Here is a 21,645-nt window from a genome sequence, read left to right as displayed (position 1 = left end):
AAGTTAGAGACTATGGCGCGAAAAAATCAAAAAGCTCCCTGGGAAGAGGAAGAAGAGATCATTTGGGTCAGTAAAACCGAAATGAAGAATGACATGATTGAGCTGCAACAACTCGGGGAAGCTCTGGTTGAACTCAAGCCAGCGACCTTAGAAAAGTTTCCGTTACCTCCGGAACTTGCTGAGGCGATTAAAGATGCACAACGGTTTAAGAATGAAGCGAGAAGACGACAACTTCAGTATATTGGCCGTTTGATGCGTCATATCGAAGTGGAACCGATTCAGGCAGCGCTGGATAAATATCGTAACAAACATGCTCAGGCAACCGCTGCATTCCACCGTCTGGAACAACAACGGGATCAATTGATTGAGGAAGGGGATCCGGCGATCAATGCCGTCATGGAAAAACACCCTGAAGTAGACCGGCAGCAACTGCGGCATCTGGTGCGCCAAGCGAAAAAAGAACAGCAAGGTGGAAAATCATCTAAAGCCGCCCGAGAAATTTTTCAGCTGCTGAAAGCGCTGGAAGAAGCTCCGGAGTAACATTCGTTATCCGATATCAGGTCATGCCGGGATTAATTGCGGCATGACCTTTTTGTTCGCATTCAAAGCCCGTTCATCCGCTTCCTGCACGAATAAACGCATCCAGTGACGCATTGGCGTGTGGTGTTGTGAGCGCCTCAATTTCTCCGGTCACCTGTACATGATTATCATCGATATAAGCAAAATGACTGGCCATATTTTTGGCATCATTCACATGATGCGTCACCATCAACACCGAGATATTGCGCTCACTGGCCAAACGTCTGACCAAAGCCAGCATATCGGCTCTTAAGATCGGATCTAATGCAGAAAAAGGTTCATCCAACAGCCAGTGTGAACGTTGCTGGACAAAGCAACGTGCCAAAGCAACCCGCTGCCGTTGTCCACCAGACAACTGTTCCGGTTGTCGGTCTAACAAATTCTCGATACCCACCTGATGTGCTGCATCGGCAACTTTATGCCAGTCTTTTTGTGTCAGTTTCAGTCCGGGATGTAAGCCTAAGCCGATGTTGTCACGCACCGACAAGTGAGAGAACAGGTTGTGCTCCTGAAACAACATCGAAAATGGGCGCTCATATGGCGGCAAAGATAATACCGATTGTTCATCAACCCGGATATCTCCAGACTTCGGCGCAATAAATCCGGCAACCAGACTTAACAACGTCGATTTACCAGCTCCACTCGGCCCCATCAAGGCCCAGATACAGCCTTGCGGCACACTCAGCGAAAAATCAAACCATTCTTGCTGATATTCATAACGCACCTGATCAAGTGTCAGCATTGACATATCCCCCGCGCCGAAACAGACGCTCTGCAACAAAAAAGCAGCCAAGGCTGATGATTAATAAACAACCGGCCACGACCGCAGCGGATTCCATCTGATAGCTTCCCAGTAACTGATAAAGGTACAGTGGCAGCGTTCTGAAATCTTGACTGCCAAATAACGCGATGGCACTCAAATCCCCCATTGCCACTAAAAAGCTGATCACCCAAGCGTGAATGATCGGTTTCCTCACGGCACGCCACTCCACCAGCCAGAGACGACGCCATCCCTGCATGCCAAGGCTGGCACACAAGTACTGATACTGCTGTGCCAGCATCCACAACGGTTGCTGTAAGGTTTTAATGACGTAAGGCAATGCCATCATGGCATTAACGGCCACCACCACCCAATAGGCAAAATCAAATGCATTGGTAAACGTCCGTAACAGGAGAAACAGTCCGGTACTGATCACCAGACCCGGCGTAACCAAGACCATCATACCGACGGTTTCCAGTATATCAGCACGCCGCCGTTGCTGATTCAGTCGCCAACTGCGGCTCGTGAGTAAGACCCCGATACCAGCGACCAAAGCCAATGAACCGGCCACCAGCGCAACACACAAAGAGCTGCCGAATGCTTGCCAAAAACCGGCACCACTCAACACTTGCCACCAGTGTGAATTGAGGCCGGAAATAATCACCATCATGAGCGGAGGCAGTACCAAGCCCCCACAGATAATAATCCATCCACAATCCCAGTAACGTGCCCAACGGCTATCCCGGAATAACGGCTGACGAGGGGAAACTCCCTGACTACTGACATTGATAGTTTTCGTCAGACTTTGCAGCATAAAAGCCAACAAACCGCACAATACCATTTGCCACAGAGCCAGCATGGCACCGGCGCGCAGATCAAAATCAAACTTAATCGCCTGATAAATTGCCAGTTCGATCGTCGTAGACTGCGGCCCGCCCCCCAGAGCCATCACAGTCGCAAAGCTGGTAAAACACAACATGAAAACCAACCCGGCGACATGAGGAATTTGTTGGCGAATCCGCGGCCAGTTGACGTAACGGAACACTTGCCACGGTGTCATTCCCAGATGACAGGCTAATAAATTTTGCTCTTTCGGAATCATTTCCAGCGAATGTAAAAACAGGCGGCTGGCATAAGGCAGGTTAAAAAAAACATGTGCCAGCAAGATCCCGTTCAAGCCATAGATTGAAACACTGAAATCCAGTCCCAGCGAATGCATTCCCCCGGCAATAAAGCCACTGCGACCATAAATCGCCAATAAACCAAATACCCCGACCAATACAGGAATAACCAAGGTGGTAGAGAAGAGTTTGATCAGTAACTCACGTCCGGGAAATGCACGACGATGCAGAGCTAAGGCAACCGGAATTGCCGGAATCACACTGAACAGCGTGGATAACAGTGCCTGATAAAAACTAAACCGCGTGACATGGAGATAATAAGGATCGCTCAGCACAGCGGTCAGTTCGAGACCAGAAGCATGAACCAACAATGCGCCAAAAGCACTCAAAATAAAGGCCACCACCCCCGTGGCGACCCAGAGCCCGATGCGGGGCGTCCGTTGCAATTTCACGGCAGCGGCTATCGAGCTTGCGTGAGCGCGGTTTGCCACTCGCGAATCCAATGTTTGCGGTTTTCAGCAACCTGCGTCGCACTAAACTGCAATGTTTTTTTCGGGACAGAGAGATGACGGAAAGCGTCCGGCAGAGTGACCGAGGTGACCGGATACATCCAGTTCGTCGTCGGGATCACCGACTGAAAATCCTCACTCAACATAAACTGCATGAACTGATCGGCCAGCGCCTGATGTGGACTGCCCGCCAATTTCGCCGCCACTTCAACCTGCATGTAATGGCCTTCCGAAAACTCAGCCGCAGCATATCGGTCATCCTGCTCAGCGACCTGATGATAAGCCGGCGAAGTGGTGTACGACAGAACCATATCCGACTCACCTTTCAGAAACATCGAATAAGCCTCCGACCAGCCTTTGGTGACCGTCACTGTTTTCTTCGCCAATTGTTGCCAAGCCTCTGCCGCATGCTCACCATAGACGGATTTCATCCATAACAGTAACCCTTGCCCCGGTGTCGAGGTGCGTGGATCCTGATAGATAATTTTCAAGTCCGGGGATTGTCCGACCAGAGCTTTAAGACTCTGAGGTGGGTGAGGGAGTCGATCCTTACGATACACAAAGGCAAAATAACCATAATCGTAAGGAATGAACACATCATCATGCCACCCATTGGGTAACGTCAATGCTGCAGTATTGACATGATGTTTAGCGAACAGCCCCGTCTGTTTGGCTTCTGCCATCAGGCTGTCGTCCAGCCCCAGAACGATATCCGCCTGACTATGATGACCTTCAAGCCGCAGACGATTAAGAATGGATACACCGTCATCGAGGGCGACATAATTCAGCTCACAGCCACAGCGCGCCTCAAATGCTTTCTGAATCGCAGGCCCGGGGCCCCATTCTGAAGTAAATGAATCGTAGGTATAAACGGTTAATGTCGGGGATTTGGCCTGCACCGCGCCAGCGGTCAGACTCAGGGCGAAGATGCCTGCATAAATCGAGGCTTTAGAATAGTTCAATGTCACAGCTCGCTCTCCTTGCTACGAGCGGCACAGGGTTGAGGCAGGCCTCAAAAAAGGGCAGACCAAACTCAATTCCTACGCCAGCATTATCTGGTTCAGGTCGTTGCGGGTTCCGGGCAATTGCCCAATCTCAGCACCATAACAACATCCCGAACCGGTTATTTGTCATGGAAGCTCCCCGATGAGTGCGGATGATTTTACTGTGAATTGAATCAATGTGCTACTGATGATTCAGCGCTGATATCCCCAGCGCGGCACAACCGTTTGCTCAATCCCCAGATGATCAAGAATCCGCGCAACCATAAAATCGACTAAATCATCAATCGACTCCGGCTGATGATAAAATCCGGGTGCGGCCGGCATAATCGTCACACCGACCTGAGACAACTTGAGCATATTTTCCAAATGAACCGTTGAAAAAGGGGTTTCCCGCACCACCAGCAGCAGTTGTCCTTTTTCTTTGATCACCACATCGGCTGCCCGCTCAATCAAATTGTCCGACATCCCATAAGCAATCGAAGCAACACTCCCGGCAGAACACGGGCAAACGACCATTTGTTTGGGCGCAGACGAACCGGAAGCCACCGGAGAAAACCAATCTTCTTTGCCACAGACAACCAACTGTTCCCCACGACATTGCAGGTGCTCAACCAAAGCCTGATGGGCCTTATCCGGCGCAGCAGAAAGCTTGAGGCCATGCTCGGTCGCCAACACAACTCTGGCTGCTGATGAAATTAACAGATAGACCTGATAATCCGCAGCCAGCAGGTGTTGCAGTAAGCGTAAGCCATAAGGAGCGCCAGAAGCGCCGGTCCAAGCAAGGGTAATCGATTTTTCATGCGAAAGACGGCTCATACGCGCCCCTCCAACTGTTGCAGGAGTTTGTCATGAATGCCGCCGAAACCACCATTACTCATCACCAAAATCGAATCTCCAGCGTCAGCGACCTGCACCACTTGTTGTACTAAAGCATCAATCTCATCAGCCGTGTATCCCGGCTGGTGACACTGTGCGACCACATCAGCAACAGGCCATGTCAATTCTTGCGGCTGATAGATAAACACCATATCCGCCTGAGCCAAAGCATCTGCCAGCGCCTGCTTATGCACACCCATTTTCATCGTTGCCGAGCGAGGTTCCAGTACCGCCAGAATCCGTTGCGCCCCGACTTTCGCACGCAGCCCGGCCAATGTCTGTTGAATGGCCGTCGGATGGTGGGCAAAGTCATCATAAACCGTCACACCATGCACTTCACCACGCAGCTCCAGACGACGTTTCGTATTGACAAAATCGCCCAGCGCTTCACAAGCGATGGCCGGCAAAACACCGACATGACGCGCTGCCGCAACGGCCATGATTGCGTTATGTACATTATGATCGCCGATCAAATCCCATGAAACCGTGCCGACAGACTCACCATTGAATAATATTTGGAATGATGATCCATCTTTTGCCAATTTTGTTGCATTCCAGTTTGCATTCTCTCCGCAGAACTCTTGTTCACTCCAGCATCCGCGTTCTAAAACATCATTTAATGCCAGATCATTTTGGGGAGAAAGGATGCGACCAATACCGGGAACCGTTCGGACTAAATGATGAAATTGTTTCTTAATCGCTTCAAGATCGTCGAAGATATCAGCATGATCGAACTCAAGATTGTTCAGGATCAGGGTATTCGGATGGTAGTGGACAAACTTAGATCGCTTGTCGAAAAAAGCACTGTCATATTCATCGGCTTCGACGACAAAAAAGTCACTTTCACCCAGTCTGGCGGAAATTCCGAAGTTACCGAGCACCCCACCGACCAAAAAACCGGGTTGATAACCGCAATATTCCAGTATCCAACTCAGCATACTGGCGGTGGTGGTTTTCCCGTGGGTACCGGAAACGGCCAGAACCCATCGATCACGCAGCAAAAACTCACTCAGCCACTGCGGTCCGGACGTATAGGGCAGCCGATGATTGAGGACATACTCAACACAAGGATTCCCCCGACTCAGAGCATTACCGATCACGACTAAATCCGGACGAGGATTAAGCTGTTCAATATCAAAACCCTCTATAATTTCAATGCCTTGAGATTCCAGCAACGTGCTCATTGGTGGATAAACATTGGCATCGGAACCGGTAACCCGATGTCCCATCTGGCGTGCCAGCGTCGCGACGCCGCCCATAAATGTGCCACAAATTCCGAGTATATGTATGTGCATGAATCCCTCAGTCCTCTGTTCTGATTTTCGCTCATCTTACAGCCCTTCATTATCATGATTCACATCATAAAAGCGAGTCGGAAATCGACAATCAGACAGAGATTTTACCCTCAGTCTGGCAGGATTCACGCTTGTCGGCATCATGTACGAAAAATGAGATCTAGGTCAGTTACTTTATTACCTTAAATAAGATCTGGATCATAGAATCTTATTTAAAGGGCATCTGTCGCCCATTTGCATAATGCCAATTTGCTGTCTTTCAGACGAATGGCAAGTATTCATGATTGCTTTTCAAGGAAATAACATGTCAGAGATGAGAACCTTAGGAGAATTTATTGTTGAGAAACAGACCGATTTTCCTCACGCAAGCGGAGAGCTCTCTTCCCTTCTTGCGTCGATACGTTTGGCAGCAAAAATCGTAAACCGTGAAATCAATAAAGCGGGACTTGTCGATATTACCGGCGCGGTCGGTACAGAAAATATTCAGGGCGAAGATCAGCAAAAACTCGACGTTTACGCTAATGAGAAATTTAAAGCCGCACTTGAAGCGCGTGATCAAGTCTGCGGTGTTGCGAGTGAAGAAGAAGACGAAGCCGTTATCTTCAATAAAGAATTAAATAAGAATGCCAAGTACGTCGTGTTGATGGATCCGCTGGACGGGTCAACCAATATTGATGTGAACGTGTCGGTCGGGACGATTTTCTCGATCTATCACCGCGTCTCTCCGATTGGTACGACGCCAACAGCGGAAGACTTTCTGCAACCCGGTCATAAACAGGTCGCAGCCGGCTACGTGATTTACGGCTCTTCTACCATGTTGGTGTACACCACCGGCAATGGCGTCAACGGCTTTACGTACGATCCGTCGTTGGGCACATTCTGTCTCTCGCACGAGAATATGATGATCCCGGAAGATGGCCGAATCTATTCGATTAATGAAGGCAACTACATTCGTTTCCCGACCGGAGTGAAAAAATACATCAAATACTGTCAGGAAAATGTGCCGGAAGATAATCGTCCTTATACTTCACGCTATATTGGCTCACTGGTGGCAGATTTTCACCGTAACTTGCTCAAAGGTGGCATCTATCTGTACCCAAGTACCCTCAGTCATCCACAGGGTAAACTTCGTCTGCTCTACGAATGTAATCCCATGGCATTTTTGATGGAACAGGCCGGTGGTATCGCGACCGATGGAATGAATCGGATCCTTGACCTCGACCCGCAAGAACTCCACCAACGGGTACCGTTTTTTGTCGGTTCAAAGAATATGGTCACCAAACTTCAGGAATTTCTGAAAACCCATCAGGACGATTAGGTTTCTTTGTCAAGCGCCTCCGGGCGCTTTTTTCTTGTTCTGCACACTTCAGTGAGCAACACTTTTTGCGTTCAACGATGAAGTGAATAATAATAGGCGCTTCAAAACGTCCGCTAAACAGTAAGGAATACATTCATGAGTTTGAATAACGTACCAGCAGGTAAATCTCTGCCTGATGATATCTATGTCGTCATTGAAATCCCGGCAAATGCTGATCCTATCAAATATGAAGTAGACAAAGAGTCTGGTGCTGTATTTGTAGACCGCTTTATGTCTACACCAATGTTCTACCCATGTAACTACGGTTATGTAAACAATACACTCTCTTTAGATGGTGACCCGGTTGACGTGCTGGTTCCGACACCTTACCCACTGGTTCCCGGTGCAGTCATTCGCTGCCGCCCTGTCGGTGTACTGAAAATGACCGATGAATCCGGTGAAGATGCAAAAGTTGTTGCCGTACCTCACTCAAAACTGACCAAAGAATATGATCATATTCAAGATGTGAATGATCTGCCTGAGTTGCTGAAAGCACAAATCAAACATTTCTTCGAACGCTACAAAGAGCTTGAGTCCGGAAAATGGGTGAAAGTTGACGGCTGGGAAGATGCAGCATCCGCTCGCGCAGAGATCCAATCCTCTTATGAGCGTGCGCAAAACAAATAATCGGTCTTTTGACTGAAAAAAGGAGAGATGTTGATCTCTCCTTTTTTATTTGGTGGTATCCCGTCCCAAGACTTCTCTCTATGGCAACACCAACTTATTCAAGCCACAAGCTCATTACACGAGATTACACATTAGCCTTTAAATTAGGCGTTGTTGAACGTGTCAAAAAAGGGAGGAATCCAATCCGATCAGAAACCCTCAACGTTTGTTATTGTATATGTCTCTAATCAGAGAACTTACTATGGAACCAAGAGCTATCTGTAGTATCCAGCGTCGGATGATCTTTATAGCAACCATTGGTTTTGAATTGAACAAGTTTCCCCGTCGCATTCGCAGCCAAGGCAATACTTAACCATCTGTCAATTTGCGGGTGATTTGGAGCAACATCTATCCTAGTCTTTGTGCAGCCCGGTTCATTGATTTGCGTATCTGTAGCGATAAAGAACCTGCCATCACCATATAACCCCGTATAAACCACATGACCGGTTAGATTATCCGAAGCCAAAGACTGACCATTAAAAACAGCCATTAGTAGTAGAAAACAAATGTATTTCATAGTTTTTCTCATTCTGAAAGTTCCAATTTTGACTCAATATACATAGCAAGACATTGCAGAGAATCGTGTGCAAATTCTTATCTAGGTAGTCACTTATAACACTCGATAAAATAAGGGATTTCTCTATCCTGTGGCAAGCCTATTTAATTGAAATTAATTTGGGCAGGGCGCACCACATAACACCACGAGAGTCATCATGGGTACGCATCTATAGGTACATCTCTGAAATGACAACCTCAAATCCGCTGGCACCAGTCTCCGGATGCGATCGCCTGCGTTAACTTGGATACATCCTGATAGAAATAGATCCAAGCCATGCCGAAAGGCGTTTCGATTTGCTCCCGGCGGTATTCAACCGGCACATCTTCCAGCTCATCAAGACGGGATAACGTCTGTTCATCCACGACATAGATTTCTCCCATGACCGACTGATGGCCCTCAATCAATCCCGGGTAAGGCCCGAGATCATACAGGGTGAATTCCGGTGGCGTTTCGTAGTATCCCAGCATCGGGCTTTCTCCCAGATACCAGTGATTATCTTCTCCGTCACGCAACGTCCCGTAGACAAACACTAAATGCTGCTGCATAAACACTCCTTGTTTATTCTCACACGTCGATCAGAGTCAGACCCCAGCCTTTCATCATGATCTCTCTAACCATAGACGTTGCCGCCGTAGAAATCATGCAATAGGGTCGTCTTTCATCATGAATGACGAATCCGCGACGCCAAGCCGTCACTCGTCCCTTAGTCAAACTCAAACTGATACAGAACATTCATGGTACTCGTCAGCCCGGAGATCGCTTCAATATACAGATCACTCATCAGCCGATAACGCACCGTAAACTCACCGACAGAGTTAAAAATACCAACCCCGTATTTCACTTGCAATCCCGGTAAAATATAACCACTGACCGTCACCTGAGACTTGTCTCCCGAGCCGGAGGTATCTAACTGGAGATCCTGAACGCCAAATGCCTGACCGATCTCGCCAACCAATTTTCCGCTCTGGGCAAGGCTCAAACCAATCAGGCTTGTGGTCAATGCACCATTGTTTGACTCTGCATCGAGATTTTGTCCGCGGATTAAGTAAGAGAGCGCATTTGCCTGCGCCATGGCCGGCTCTGAAAAAACTGACACGGACGGATTATCTGCCGGTCCGTTCACTTTGATCCCGGCAGTGACATTATCAGCAATATTATTCGGGTTCCGAATTGCGGTAATCGACACATAGGGCTGGCTGATCGGCCCATTCAGAATCACTTTACCTTGTTGAATGACCAAATCTTGTCCCAGCGAGCGATAGGTCCCGTTCAGAATATTCACTTCTCCGGTCATAAATGGCGTGTTGTCTCGCTGGGAGATCGTCACCTCACCTTGCAACTTGCCATCCAGACCGAAGGCTGACAGCTGAACGCCAGATCCTATCTTCACCGTCACTTTACTTTCCAGAGTAAACGGTAGTGATTGCGTCTGTTTGATCGGTTGAGCGTCTTGAATAATGACTTGATCCGATGACACCTTCACTGCGCTATCCGGGAGTTTATCAACCGTAATCTTCCCTTCGGGTAATTCAACCGAACCTTCCACTCGCGCGACTTTCGGTGTCAATGTCAGGGTCATATCCGGGATAGCCTTGAGCTTGACGTAAGGCGGAAAATCGATATCGACACCATCGGCATATAACCGGGAATGAACCGCCCAGTCATCGAGTCGCGTCCAATCCGCATCGCCCTGAAGATGCAACTCCCCTTCCGGGGTTTTGACCAATGCCGTCAGTTCGGCCTGATAGCCCTTAAATTGGATATCAATATTCCCCTGACGAATATCGACCGGTGTCACTTGCCCCTGTAACTGAATTTGACTGACGGTCAGTTTTCCTGTGACCTGAGGATGTAACAAATCGCCATGGACTTTGAGGTTTCCGTCAGTGATGGCGCCGAACTCACTGTAAACGCCTAACAGAGGTTGTATCAAGCTCAGATCCAACCGCTGAATACCGATGTTTGCCATCACCTCACGCTGCTGTTGCCGGATATCCGGAATTTTCACCGCTAAGTCAAGTGCACCATGTTCCGCCAGATCGATCTGACCGGTGGCCGCCAGATGGTTGTCTTTGAGATCCATTTGAAAATTCATCTTGTGCCATGCGACCACCAGCGATTTCATCGCGATTTGCTGTTGTAGCTGACCTTGTTCAACACGCACCGTTAATTGAGCTTTCGGGGGCAGTTGTTGGTCTTTTCCCTGTTGCCACATCAGAAATGCTTTCGCATTGACGCGTCCTTTCAGGGTGGTATTTTCCGGCAACAGTTCCGGCGAAAAGTCGGCCAGACGCGCTAAGTCAAGTTGATGCAAAGACAAAGCTAACTGCCCGGATGCCGGGCTGATCGTAATGTCTTGATCAAGACACAATGAAGAAGATTGATCCTGCCAACAATGGGCCTGCACACTGAATTGTCGGGTTGCCGAAAGCCAATCGATGCGTACGGGAGACTGAAGTGTCAACTGATGTTTTTCCCGCGATAAAGAGGCTTGATGCAATGTCCCTTGCCAGCGATGAAACGCACGATCAGTCGCCCCGGATACTGCAAGCTTAACCCGTCCTTCCGATGTATCCGCATCGAGATTGAATCGGTGTTGGGATAAGTCTCCGCGCCCGCTTAACCTGACAGTTTTCAGCCTATATTGCTGATAACGTCCTTGCTGTAAATTCAGCACGACATCACCACGCCCTTGCATCAAATCACTGATGTTGCCTTGCAAAGAGACCTGACTGGCTTGGATTTGATCCTGCCACTCCACTTGCGTGCCGGTCAGAGCGACCTGTGCTTCAGGATGGCGGAAACTGCCCCGCAAACGAATATCGCCTTGAATATTGCCTTTCCCGTCCGGGAGACTTTTCGATAAATCCGGGACAGAGAGATGTACATTCATATCCCAGCGTTGATCTAACGTGCCCTTGAGCCGAAGTTGATTTTTACCATGGGAAAGTACCAGAGCCGGCGTCGAGGCTTGGATCTGATTACTATCGGTTTCACCGGCGAGGGTCAAAGGCCCGGACACATGCAGTGGATATTGTTGCAGTTGCCCGTTCAGTTCAAGCTGAGCCACATCAAGTTGCCATGTTTTGCCGGATAGCGCTGCCTTAAGATCAATCTGCCCATCCAATTGCCCCGAAATATCCGGCCACTGCGCCTGAGGCTCAATTTTTTGGAAGGATAACTGCGAACTGAGCGTGAACGCTTTATGCCAGTCAAGCTGACTCTTTCCGGTAATCACACCATTCAGTGTCTTGACTTGTAATGCTGAAAGTTGGAGCTGAGTGAGGGTTCCCTGACCAGTAATATCAACCTGAGTAGCGGGTATCTCTTGGCCGTGAATCAACCCTTGTAAAGCAAGCCGATACTGATCAAGCTGACCTGCCAGACTGACCTGCCCCAGATCCAGTTGATACTGCGCAGTACCGGAGAGTGGCCACTGTCCACCCAGATTATTCACCGTGATATCGAAAGGGAAACCAGCAGTCAGCGGCTCAAGTTGTGCCGAAAGACTTCCCTGAATCCGTTCTCCCAATGTGGCAGCAAGCTGCATTTTGCCCAGACTGCCACTCGCTTCGGCGGTCACGCGTTGTCCCGCTATCTCAGGCAGATGTAGTACTGAATTCATGTGAATATCCAGTGGATAATCTCCGGATAACGATATATTGCCATGGCCATCGGCTTCAATTTCTGGCGTGGCAACATCCAAATGTTCGATGCGGATCTTATGTCGGTACGCCTGTGCGGATAATCGGAGCGTTTGAATCTGACGCTCGCTTTCCCCACGGATATACATATCCGTCAACTGGAATTGATTGAGACGGATGTCCATCGGAATCCATATGTCGGGTAATGTCACCGCAGGATAGGAGAAGTTGTCCAACGACGACGCTGCGGCCGGTTGGGCTTCAGCTGACGATGCCAGTTCGAGACGAGTCTGCTTGAGTGCGACTTTATCCAGTGTCAGACGACTGCGATACCATGACAGTCCGCCATTTAACGTTTGCCACTGTAATTGCGTCTGCGGCAAGACCAGCGTCACATCTTCCAGTGAGAAGTGAGTGATCGACAACGGTATTGGTAAATTGAAAACCGTCTCTGCTGCTGAGTTATCCTTATCCGTATCGGAAGGTGCGTTACTTTCTGCGACTGAAACCTGCACATGGCTGACTTTCAGTGAGTCAAGGCACAATGCAGGCTGAAACAGACAACGACTGCGGACCGATAATCCGACATGTTCCAGCCGGAGCTTCACTGGCGTCTGTGAATCTTGGTATGCCACATCATACAAATCGAGCTTTCCGGCTAAAATCCCTTCCGCACGCCGGATCTGTAAGCCGGGGACAAACTGCTCAGCACCTAAAACCGCCAGATGTAACCCGGCTGGCGTATAAAGCAAAAACCCAGTCAACGCAATCAATGCCGCAAGAAGCAATCCGGTCGCAATCATCAGCCATTGACTGGTACGCAGCGCCAACCGAATCATAAATCCGGCCCTAATGTGAAGTGAATATGGAATTCATCACCCGGTGTCGCATCCAGCCCCCAGGCAAAATCAAGACGCACCGGACCAATCGGCGAGACCCAACGCACACCAACGCCCGTACCACGTTTCCAATTTGGCGAGGTATTAAACGCATCACCATAATCGTAAAACAGTGCCGCCCACCAGTTACCATAGAGATTGTATTGATACTCCAGTGATGCCGTCGCCAGATACTTAGCCCCGCTCAGCGCACCTTTGGCATCTCGCGGCGAGATCGACTCATACGAATAACCGCGAATACTGTTATCCCCCCCGGCAAAAAACCGCAGTGACGGAGAAACCTGATTAAAATCATCCACAAAATTGGCGCCGCCCGCCAAACGGAATAATCCGCGATGATGTTCTTCATAGGTCCGAATCCACGACGTCCCTGCTTGAATTCTTAAAATATCGGTTTCTGAGTGCAAATTCTTATTACCGTATTCTAGTGTTAGTGTTTCTTTATCTCCCCAAGTGAGCAAGCGCTTACCTCTAACCCGAGTCCGGGAAAGTGTAATCCCCGGTAAAACAAATTGGCCGACGTCATCGAGCGTCCCCAACTCATAATTCTCTATCAGATAACGGGTAAATAACGTCCGCTGCCAGCCATTCGATAACCGCCAATGCCGTTCAACCGAGAGGTTCGATTCAATACTTTTTGTATCCAGCTTGTCGACCCGTTTCAGCCCGTATTGCAGTTCGTAATACTGATTCAATACATCTTCCAGCGGTATTTTATAACTCGCGGTCACACGCTGTTCCGGATTGGACAGAGAGAAACTACTGCTGAAGCTATGCCCCTTGTTATTGATCCACGGCTTATTCCACTTCAGTAATACCGTTGGTCCGACGTCTGTCGAATAACCGGCCCCCGTTTCAATCTGATTCTGGCTGGCTGGTGTCAAGGTGACATGCATCGATAAGTCTTGTTGTGAATCCAGCTGACTCAAATCCGGTTCAACCAAAACCGAAGAAAACCAATCGGTGCTTGCGAGACGCTGATTAAACTCCCCGACTTTAGAAACCTCATAAGGGTCTCCGGGGCGGTAGGGCTGTAATGACGCCACCCGCTCTGATTCAATCTGGCTTCCGACCATAATGGTTTTACCGAAACGATAGCGGATCCCACTGTCAAAATGCAGCACCACCCGCGCCAGATTGTCATCTTTCAGAATTTCCAGACGATTGCTGGCAAACTTTGCATTAAAGTAACCGCGCTCCAACGCCAGACTTTGTAACCGAGACTTCAACTGCTCATAATCAGCATGATTGAGGATTTCACCTTTTTTCAGTCGGCTTGCCTGCACTACACGCTGAAAATATTCATCTTGCCGGGCATCTCCCAAAAGCTGAATATCAACGCTATCAATGCGTGTCGGCGGGCCGGGATCCACATGAACCGTGATTGCCGCATCGGCTTGATTGTATGAAAAACGAATGACGGGATGATAGTAACCCAGCGCTTGTAAAGCCTGCGATATATTGTCTTTGACACGAGCCTGAAAACGTAAACTCGGGGCATAATCTTGGGGTGAAATGGATGACAGATAAGCATCGACGTTGTCAGACAGATCGCCATCCAATCCATCAATGGAAAGGGAGATCTGACGTTCTGCAGACACGGCAGAACAACACAGCCCAAACAGTAATCCAAAAAGCGTAAAATATTGTCTCATACCACCGTTATATAGCATCGCAGGATAAAGCGTGAAAACAATATCTTAACCGTAGAGGCGCTTTTCGTCTGTACGCACAGCGTAAATTTTATTGTTTCACACACTTGTTATTTCATTCATCGGTCATTTCAGACATGGTTTGTTGCAATTTAAAGCTCTGCCCCCTGGGGGGACGGCACCGCTATTCATAAGATATGCGGAATCTATCACCCCCAAATACGTTCATATCCGATAAAATTTACCCCAAGAAAATGGGGCCGGCCTCCTATCATTTGGAAGCCAGTTAACAGTTTTCACTCAACTGAGTACAACATCATCATGTTCTGCTCGTTTTAACCGCAGGAAAACAACAACCGGGTTCGCGCCTGATCAAAAATGCACTACATTTATAGACTCGGTGGCCTCAAGGTTCAGCATTCATATTTCACCTGAAGAAAAGAAAGGTAAACTCATGTCAGACAAACAACAGATGGTTACAGAAGAAACTGCTTTGAAAGGTCGTTTCACACCACTTGAAATAGAAGACCATCATTTTGTCAATCACACCCGTCTCACGGCTGAGCCAGAAAAAGGCCAGCAGAAAATCTTAATCGGGATGGGCTGTTTCTGGGGTGCGGAAAGACTGTTCTGGCAACTTCCCGGCGTTATTTCTACCTCAGTCGGTTACTCCGGCGGATATACACCGAACCCGACTTATGACGAGGTCTGTACCGGTCAAACCGGCCACGCCGAAGTGGTCAGAATCATTTATCAGCCGCAACAAATCTCACTGGAAACCCTACTCGGGCATTTCTGGGAAAATCACGATCCCACGCAGGGGATGCGTCAGGGCAATGATCTCGGGACACAATACCGTTCGGTTATCTATGTTTATCACGATAAACAGCGTTTGATCGCTGAACATTCGCGGCAAACGTACCAAAAATTACTCAATAGTGAAGGCCGAGGACAAATCACCACGGAGATTCAGTCCGCCGGACCTTATTACTTTGCCGAAAGTTACCACCAGCAATATCTGGCCAAAAATCCGAATGGTTATTGTGGACTCGCAGGAACAGGTGTTTGCTTCACGCCACTCTGAACGATGGCCGGCCATGATACGAATAACACTTGCACCCGCGGTTGATTGTTATATTATAACATTTTTCTCTTGCACTGCGGATGTCCGATGTTGGCTGCCAGTAAAACGATTCGTCCATCAATGATTCGTCTCCCCGGAAAGATGGTGGCGCTTGCTACCATCTTTTTGATGCTCTGGCTGAGCGCAGCTTATATTATTCATCAAGCTGACACATTAGCCGTGCATCATCAGCATCATGACTGTCAGTTATTCGCCGGGATTCACCACGCAATTCAATCTTCTGTACCGATTCTGCCAGTTATCGCGTCTCACGGATATAGCGAACCAACATCAGAAATCATTAGAATAAGTCTGCCATTTTTAGCTTATTTTGCGCGCTCACCTCCGTCAGTCGTTCAGTAAACCTCAATTTAGGACATCTCACTGAATGGCGATTTGCAGGTGACTCATGATGTTTCGATCGGTGTCGCTCTCATGATAAGCGGTAGTAGGGCTATCCAATCGGTCACAACAATAGTCAAGAGCGCTCTGCATTCAATCGAACCCCGCCAGACTGAGGTTTTCATCATAAATTCGATTTAAATCATTCTTAACGACGGAGTTTTTTTCATGTTTAAAATACATAACCTTGCATTGGTTGCAGGGCTCATGACAGTAGTATCAGCACAAGCCGAAGAAGGTTTTCGTCAGCACGAAGCGCATGTTCACGGTGTTGTCGAAATGAATATAGCTCAGGATGCTGATGCATTATTGGTCGAAATCACGGCTCCGGGTATGGATGTGGTTGGTTTTGAGCATCCGCCACAAACCGATCAGGAGCATCAAGCACTCGATCAAGCCGTGGCGCTGCTGAAACGAGCGGATGATCTGATTACCATCAATGCAGCGGCTGGCTGTACACTTGAACATAGCAATGTGCGTCAGACGGCTCACCACCATGAGCATGAAGATGAGCACGAACATCACGATCATGATGCTGCCCATGAAAGTGAGCACCACCATGACCACGATGAAGATGCGGATCATGATGAAGAACATCATCATGATGGCGATGAGCATGAGCATGGCACGCATACTGCCTTTTCAATTCAGTATACTTATACCTGTCAAAACAGTGGCAAGTTAGATCACCTCACCACACAGTGGTTCAGTCATTTCCCACGCTCACATGAAATACATACAAATGTCTTTACAGATCGTCAACAGACAGCCATAAAGCTGAATCCGGATCAGACGAAAGTATCTTTGTAACATCAAACTTCATCTATCAGCAGGACATTCTATGTCCTGCTCTCTCAGAGGATTTCGAGTCATGAAGGATTCACAACCATCTGGATCAGAATACGTCATCGAGCTCCGCAATGTGCAATTTTGCTGGACTGTCGATGCTCCCCCGACGATTGATATTGAGCACCTGACCGTCAGTGCCGGTGAGCATCTATTCATCAAAGGCCCAAGCGGCTGCGGGAAATCCACCCTGCTCGCGCTTCTGACAGGGATCAATACGTGCCAGTCAGGTTCACTCTCTGTCTTAGGCCATGAGTTATCCGCTTTACCATCCAGACAACGGGACCGCTTCCGTGCGGATCATATTGGTTATATATTTCAACAATTTAACTTACTGCCATATCTGTCTGTTATCGACAACGTTGTGCTTCCCTGTCATTTTTCAGCACGGCGCCGGGATCATATTACCGGCACCTTGCACGACAAAGCTCATCAATTGTTGACCGGTTTAAAACTTCCGGAACATTTACTCAATCAGCCAGTCGTAGAACTCAGCATTGGACAACAACAACGCGTTGCAGCCGCACGGGCATTGATCGGTTCACCCCAGCTGATTATCGCAGACGAACCTACTTCAGCACTGGATTACGACAACCGCAGTGCCTTCATTCAGCTCCTGATGGAAGAAGCCGATCAGGTCAATGCAACACTGGTGTTTGTCAGTCACGATCCGACACTGGAATCCATGTTTAACCGCAGTATCAGTCTGCCGCAACTGAATCGGGTAGGAAACTAGACATGAAAATCATTATGAATCTGGCCTGGAAGAGTGTTCTCAATCGTAAAACAACGGCACTCTTAACGATTTTAACCGTGGCGATTTCGGTCATTCTCCTCATGGGTGTAGAACGGATCCGAACACAAGCGAAAAGCAGCTTTGCCAATACGATTTCCGGTACCGATCTGATTGTCGGCGGACGCTCCGGCCAAGTGAACCTGCTCCTTTATTCTGTCTTTCGAATCGGCAATGCCACCAATAATATCGACTGGAAAAGTTTTCAGGAATTCAGCCATCATCGTGCAGTCAAGTGGGCGATCCCCATCTCGCTGGGAGATTCTCATAAAGGCTTCCGGGTCATGGGAACCAACCTTGATTATTTTAAATTCTACCAATACGGACATAAGCAGCACCTGAGTTTTCAGGCTGGTCAGCCATTCCATGGACTATTCGACACCGTCATCGGAGCCGATGTCGCCAAAAAACTTAACTATCATATTGGCAGCAAAATTATCATTGCTCATGGCATCAGTGATGTCGGATTCAGCCGCCATGATCATCTCCCCTTTACCGTGACCGGAATTCTTGCCCCGACAGGCACGCCGGTGGATCAAACCGTTCATGTTTCACTGGCCGCGATTGAAGCGATTCATGTCGGCTGGGAATCCGGTGCTCATATTGGCGAAACGCCGGATGCAGCCGTTCTGGAAAAAAGACATTTTCAACCCTCTCAAATTACCGCAATGTATCTGGGCTTAAAATCCCGGATCCAAACATTCGCCTTGCAGAGAGAGATCAACGAATATCGTAAAGAACCGTTGAGTGCTATTCTTCCCGGGGTCGCATTACAAGAATTATGGGGCATGATGTCTGTGGCCGAAAAGGCGTTGATGGCGGTATCGGTTTTTGTGGTGATTGCCGGCCTGATGGGGATGCTCAGCAGCCTGTTAACCAGCCTGCAAGAAAGACGACGTGAGATGGCGATTCTCCGAGCGATGGGCGCTCAGCCGAAACATGTCTTTGCCCTCTTGATCAGTGAAGCCAGTGCGTTAACCTTTACCGGTATTGTTGTCGGTGTGGCAGGATTATATGGTTTAATGTCGCTGATCGCACCGGTGATTCACGCCCAGTACGGTATTATCATCACACTGGATCGTTTGAGCTACCATGAATGGCAATTACTGGGTTACGTGCAACTCGCAGGGATTCTGATTGGTGTAGTGCCGGCACTACGCGCCTACCGACAATCACTCAGCGATGGCATGACCATAAGAATATAGGAAAAATAATGAAGAACACGTTTTTATCGCTCATGTTCCTGTGCATGGCACTTAGCTCTGCCTCAGCCTGGAGTGTTCCCAAGCCTCAGACGCTTGACTGGATGGATTTGATCCCGAAGAAAGAACGTCATCAGTTCGATCAACAGGGGATGCCTGCCGTCAATCATAATGGTAACACTCCCGCCAAACAGAGTCATGTCGGTGATGTCCGGCCAGATCTCGACGGAAAATTTGTCAAAATTCCGGGGTTTGTCATCCCTCTCGAAGGCGATGATCAAACTATTACCGAGTTTCTGCTGGTTCCTTATTTTGGCGCATGTATTCATGTGCCACCCCCACCGCCGAATCAGATTATTTATGTCAAATTCCCGAAAGGTGCCCCTGTTCAGGAGCTGTGGGATATCATCTATGTTGTCGGCAAACTCAGGGCAGAGCCGGTCAGCAGTGACGTTGCTGATGCTGGATATAAAATCGAGGGGAGTCGTATTGAACCTTACGATGATCAGTAATACACGCCGCTCACAAAGAACAACGTCTATACGACAAGATAACTTGAGAGATAGCCGAGTAGCGCAAAATAAAGAATAAATATGACGGTGATAGACAGAGCCTTTTTCACTGGAATCATCAATGCTCAAAATTAAAAGTAGTAACAATTTTAACAAAACATTAGCATTTTGAGTAGCGGAATTTGATCAATTCGGCTAGATGTCTCTTGAATTCCGCGTTAAATTGTTACTATTACTCTCAGTTGCCAGTTGGTATCAAAATTATTCATGGAACAACGCACTCCTACGGTTATTGAACATCAGGATGATGGGGCAACCAAGTCTCATTCAAGAAGCCGCTATATCAAAGATAGCGGTCATCGAATCCAAAGCATTGCCAAAGATCATGGGCTCGATGCGTTGATCAGTGAAGAAAAACCAGAAATTGCACCGTTTGAAAGAGCGATACAACGAGAACGAAAGCGGAGAGAACAGCGGCAAAAAAACTTGGAGAGTATCGTCAGACTCGCCTATAAATCCTGTAAAAATGAGACTGCAGGCGATCCGGATCAGGATTGGCTCTATCGCTTTTTCGATATGGCGCAGGACATCCATAACTCATCGATGCAACGCCTGTGGGCACAAGTGCTGAAACGTGAAGTCACTAATCCCGGCTCGACTTCGATGAAAGCCTTGCAAGTGCTCAAAGATATGACCCCCAAAGAAGCTCAAATCTTACAGAAATCTGCCGCGATTGCCTGTAGCTTCGGGCAAGACAGCAGCCGTAAGTTATTCGTTGGGATCCGGGCACACAATGGGATTTTTACCTTCGGCAAGCGCGATACCACAATCACCCTGAGTTTGGGAAGTTTTCAGCTCCCTTATTCAAGCTTGCTGGTTTTAATCGAACTGGGGCTGTTGCATGCAACCGAGCTGGCCTCCGGTGAAATTGAACAAGAATCAGCCCTCCCCTTTCATTATCAGGGCAAGAACCTGTCCCTGCAGGCGATGAGTAAAGGGATTCATTTACTCTATTATCGCTTCAGCCCCACCGGTAATGAATTATGTAAACTGTTAGGTAATAAACTCAACCAACAATACTACGATCAAATGGTTGCTTTATTAGGTCAGAAATTCATGATTCATACCGATGCTACCGGCAGTATCCACCACACCGTCTAAGTCATGTCTGCCGTAGAACACAGCATGGACTCAGTTGAAAATTGTTCAGCCCGAATTAGTGTGATGCCGTATCGATGATGCCGCGTTGATTGAGTTGGGTCAGACATTGTTCGACTAAAGCATCAATCCCCATTTCACCGGCTGGCAGATCAATCTCAGGCTGTAGTGGCACCTCATATTCGGCATCAATGCCGGTAAAATTCACAATCTCACCCGCCCGTGCTTTTTTGTACAACCCTTTCGGATCGCGCTGTTCACACACCTCCAGCGTGGTGTTGACAAACACTTCCAAAAACTCCCCCTCCGGCAGTAACTCTCGTACCATTTGGCGTTCGGTGCGATGTGGCGAGATAAATGCGGTCAACACAATCAACCCGGCATCTGCCATCAACTTGGCCAGTTCCCCGATCCGACGGATATTTTCCCGGCGATCCTGAGCAGAAAAACCAAGGTCACGACATAACCCGTGGCGCACATTGTCACCATCCAGCAGATAGGTGTGATAACCCAATTGGGCAAGGCGATGTTCCAGCGCACCGGCCACTGTTGATTTTCCAGCCCCGGATAATCCGGTAAACCAGAGCACGGCAGGTTTCTGCTTTTTCAGCGTCGCACGAAATGCTTTATCGATCGGGTGCTGATGCCAGACGATATGTTGATCTTTTTCATTTGGCGCGATACTCAT

General features: G+C 48.4%; 20 protein-coding genes and 1 riboswitch. Of the genes, 10 read left to right on the top strand and 10 right to left on the bottom strand.

Features of this window, described 5'->3' with window-relative positions; translation table 11 throughout:
* The first annotated feature begins 12 nt into the window (after positions 1-12).
* A complete protein-coding gene (yjgA, locus tag OCV37_RS01910; protein ID WP_038179056.1) occupies positions 13-540 on the top strand; it encodes a ribosome biogenesis factor YjgA in 528 nt (175 codons plus the stop codon).
* Between the two features lie 73 nt (positions 541-613).
* On the opposite strand, the gene thiQ is transcribed toward yjgA, so the two are convergent.
* The 5 genes from thiQ to mpl form a co-directional block, all read right to left on the bottom strand.
* Entirely contained in the window at positions 614-1,321 is a 708-nt protein-coding gene (gene thiQ / locus OCV37_RS01905; protein WP_038179059.1) for a thiamine ABC transporter ATP-binding protein, read from the bottom strand.
* Positions 1,308-2,906, bottom strand: a complete 1,599-nt coding sequence (gene thiP, locus OCV37_RS01900) for a thiamine/thiamine pyrophosphate ABC transporter permease ThiP (protein WP_038179208.1) — start codon at positions 2,904-2,906, stop codon at positions 1,308-1,310. The genes thiQ and thiP overlap by 14 nt, the downstream gene beginning before the upstream one ends.
* Before the next feature lie 14 nt (positions 2,907-2,920).
* Positions 2,921-3,910, bottom strand: a complete 990-nt coding sequence (thiB, locus tag OCV37_RS01895; protein WP_038179209.1) for a thiamine ABC transporter substrate binding subunit — start codon at positions 3,908-3,910, stop codon at positions 2,921-2,923.
* Between the two features lie 79 nt (positions 3,911-3,989).
* A riboswitch (TPP riboswitch) is annotated at positions 3,990-4,125 on the bottom strand.
* A gap of 40 nt (positions 4,126-4,165) precedes the next feature.
* The gene (locus tag OCV37_RS01890; protein ID WP_038179061.1) at positions 4,166-4,789 is read right to left on the bottom strand and encodes a flavin prenyltransferase UbiX; all 624 of its coding nucleotides are present in this window, start codon (positions 4,787-4,789) and stop codon (positions 4,166-4,168) included.
* Positions 4,786-6,144: a UDP-N-acetylmuramate:L-alanyl-gamma-D-glutamyl-meso-diaminopimelate ligase gene (gene mpl, locus OCV37_RS01885; protein ID WP_038179063.1), complete on the bottom strand. Its 1,359-nt coding sequence runs from the start codon at positions 6,142-6,144 to the stop codon at positions 4,786-4,788. The genes OCV37_RS01890 and mpl overlap by 4 nt, the downstream gene beginning before the upstream one ends.
* Positions 6,145-6,448: 304 nt before the next feature.
* Here mpl and fbp point away from each other — a divergent pair, with 304 nt between their 5' ends.
* Both fbp and ppa read left to right on the top strand, forming a co-directional pair.
* Positions 6,449-7,462 (top strand): class 1 fructose-bisphosphatase, encoded by a 1,014-nt coding sequence (fbp, locus tag OCV37_RS01880; RefSeq protein WP_038179065.1) that lies wholly within the window; start codon positions 6,449-6,451, stop codon positions 7,460-7,462.
* Between the two features lie 135 nt (positions 7,463-7,597).
* A complete protein-coding gene (gene ppa, locus OCV37_RS01875; RefSeq protein WP_038179066.1) occupies positions 7,598-8,128 on the top strand; it encodes an inorganic diphosphatase in 531 nt (176 codons plus the stop codon).
* Positions 8,129-8,351: 223 nt separating this feature from the next.
* On the opposite strand, the gene OCV37_RS01870 is transcribed toward ppa, so the two are convergent.
* From OCV37_RS01870 to tamA, 4 genes are all read right to left on the bottom strand, one after another.
* Complete coding sequence (locus OCV37_RS01870; protein WP_038179067.1) at positions 8,352-8,684, bottom strand: hypothetical protein; 333 nt, start codon at positions 8,682-8,684, stop codon at positions 8,352-8,354.
* A 236-nt stretch (positions 8,685-8,920) separates the two neighbouring features.
* The gene (locus tag OCV37_RS01865; protein WP_038179070.1) at positions 8,921-9,271 is read right to left on the bottom strand and encodes a gamma-glutamylcyclotransferase family protein; all 351 of its coding nucleotides are present in this window, start codon (positions 9,269-9,271) and stop codon (positions 8,921-8,923) included.
* Between the two features lie 158 nt (positions 9,272-9,429).
* Complete coding sequence (gene tamB, locus OCV37_RS01860) at positions 9,430-13,209, bottom strand: autotransporter assembly complex protein TamB (RefSeq protein WP_051680381.1); 3,780 nt, start codon at positions 13,207-13,209, stop codon at positions 9,430-9,432.
* Positions 13,206-14,924 carry an autotransporter assembly complex protein TamA gene (gene tamA, locus OCV37_RS01855; RefSeq protein WP_038179211.1) on the bottom strand — a complete coding sequence of 573 codons (1,719 nt, stop codon included), beginning with the start codon at positions 14,922-14,924 and terminating at the stop codon, positions 13,206-13,208. Before tamA ends, tamB begins: the two co-directional genes overlap by 4 nt.
* 451 nt (positions 14,925-15,375) lie before the next feature.
* Between tamA and msrA the strand changes: the two genes are divergently transcribed.
* From msrA to OCV37_RS01820, 7 genes are all read left to right on the top strand, one after another.
* Positions 15,376-16,005 carry a peptide-methionine (S)-S-oxide reductase MsrA gene (gene msrA, locus OCV37_RS01850; RefSeq protein WP_038179072.1) on the top strand — a complete coding sequence of 210 codons (630 nt, stop codon included), beginning with the start codon at positions 15,376-15,378 and terminating at the stop codon, positions 16,003-16,005.
* Between the two features lie 87 nt (positions 16,006-16,092).
* The gene (locus tag OCV37_RS01845; protein ID WP_051680383.1) at positions 16,093-16,407 is read left to right on the top strand and encodes a DUF2607 family protein; all 315 of its coding nucleotides are present in this window, start codon (positions 16,093-16,095) and stop codon (positions 16,405-16,407) included.
* A gap of 207 nt (positions 16,408-16,614) precedes the next feature.
* The gene (gene zrgA / locus OCV37_RS01840) at positions 16,615-17,256 is read left to right on the top strand and encodes a zinc uptake protein ZrgA (RefSeq protein ID WP_038179074.1); all 642 of its coding nucleotides are present in this window, start codon (positions 16,615-16,617) and stop codon (positions 17,254-17,256) included.
* Between the two features lie 61 nt (positions 17,257-17,317).
* On the top strand, positions 17,318-18,028 hold the full coding sequence (locus OCV37_RS01835; protein WP_038179076.1) for an ABC transporter ATP-binding protein: 711 nt from the start codon (positions 17,318-17,320) through the stop codon (positions 18,026-18,028).
* A gap of 2 nt (positions 18,029-18,030) precedes the next feature.
* Positions 18,031-19,290, top strand: coding sequence for an ABC transporter permease (locus OCV37_RS01830; RefSeq protein WP_038179078.1), 1,260 nt, complete (start codon positions 18,031-18,033; stop codon positions 19,288-19,290).
* Positions 19,291-19,298: 8 nt separating this feature from the next.
* Positions 19,299-19,799: a DUF3299 domain-containing protein gene (locus OCV37_RS01825; protein WP_038179081.1), complete on the top strand. Its 501-nt coding sequence runs from the start codon at positions 19,299-19,301 to the stop codon at positions 19,797-19,799.
* 267 nt (positions 19,800-20,066) lie between these two features.
* Entirely contained in the window at positions 20,067-20,960 is an 894-nt protein-coding gene (locus OCV37_RS01820) for a TIGR03899 family protein (RefSeq protein WP_038179083.1), read from the top strand.
* Positions 20,961-21,015: 55 nt separating this feature from the next.
* Here OCV37_RS01820 and cysC read toward each other — a convergent pair whose 3' ends face one another.
* Complete coding sequence (gene cysC / locus OCV37_RS01815) at positions 21,016-21,645, bottom strand: adenylyl-sulfate kinase (protein ID WP_038179085.1); 630 nt, start codon at positions 21,643-21,645, stop codon at positions 21,016-21,018.

This window comes from Vibrio rhizosphaerae, assembly GCF_024347095.1.
Taxonomy (GTDB): domain Bacteria; phylum Pseudomonadota; class Gammaproteobacteria; order Enterobacterales; family Vibrionaceae; genus Vibrio; species Vibrio rhizosphaerae.
Note: the sequence above shows the minus strand (reverse complement) of the source record. Positions and strands in the feature narration are given on the sequence as shown.

Bases quoted from the DNA above. Each gene is read 5' to 3' on its own strand.
- yjgA (WP_038179056.1), top strand. From the start codon at position 13: ATGGCGCGAAAAAATCAAAAAGCTCCCTGGGAAGAGGAAGAAGAGATC.
- thiQ (WP_038179059.1), bottom strand. From the start codon at position 1,321: ATGCTGACACTTGATCAGGTGCGTTATGAATATCAGCAAGAATGGTTT.
- OCV37_RS01890 (WP_038179061.1), bottom strand. From the start codon at position 4,789: ATGAGCCGTCTTTCGCATGAAAAATCGATTACCCTTGCTTGGACCGGC.
- mpl (WP_038179063.1), bottom strand. From the start codon at position 6,144: ATGCACATACATATACTCGGAATTTGTGGCACATTTATGGGCGGCGTC.
- fbp (WP_038179065.1), top strand. From the start codon at position 6,449: ATGTCAGAGATGAGAACCTTAGGAGAATTTATTGTTGAGAAACAGACC.
- ppa (WP_038179066.1), top strand. From the start codon at position 7,598: ATGAGTTTGAATAACGTACCAGCAGGTAAATCTCTGCCTGATGATATC.
- OCV37_RS01870 (WP_038179067.1), bottom strand. From the start codon at position 8,684: ATGAAATACATTTGTTTTCTACTACTAATGGCTGTTTTTAATGGTCAG.
- OCV37_RS01865 (WP_038179070.1), bottom strand. From the start codon at position 9,271: ATGCAGCAGCATTTAGTGTTTGTCTACGGGACGTTGCGTGACGGAGAA.
- tamB (WP_051680381.1), bottom strand. From the start codon at position 13,209: ATGATTCGGTTGGCGCTGCGTACCAGTCAATGGCTGATGATTGCGACC.
- tamA (WP_038179211.1), bottom strand. From the start codon at position 14,924: ATGAGACAATATTTTACGCTTTTTGGATTACTGTTTGGGCTGTGTTGT.
- msrA (WP_038179072.1), top strand. From the start codon at position 15,376: ATGTCAGACAAACAACAGATGGTTACAGAAGAAACTGCTTTGAAAGGT.
- OCV37_RS01845 (WP_051680383.1), top strand. From the start codon at position 16,093: ATGTTGGCTGCCAGTAAAACGATTCGTCCATCAATGATTCGTCTCCCC.
- zrgA (WP_038179074.1), top strand. From the start codon at position 16,615: ATGTTTAAAATACATAACCTTGCATTGGTTGCAGGGCTCATGACAGTA.
- OCV37_RS01835 (WP_038179076.1), top strand. From the start codon at position 17,318: ATGAAGGATTCACAACCATCTGGATCAGAATACGTCATCGAGCTCCGC.
- OCV37_RS01830 (WP_038179078.1), top strand. From the start codon at position 18,031: ATGAAAATCATTATGAATCTGGCCTGGAAGAGTGTTCTCAATCGTAAA.
- OCV37_RS01825 (WP_038179081.1), top strand. From the start codon at position 19,299: ATGAAGAACACGTTTTTATCGCTCATGTTCCTGTGCATGGCACTTAGC.
- OCV37_RS01820 (WP_038179083.1), top strand. From the start codon at position 20,067: ATGGAACAACGCACTCCTACGGTTATTGAACATCAGGATGATGGGGCA.
- cysC (WP_038179085.1), bottom strand. From the start codon at position 21,645: ATGAGTATCGCGCCAAATGAAAAAGATCAACATATCGTCTGGCATCAG.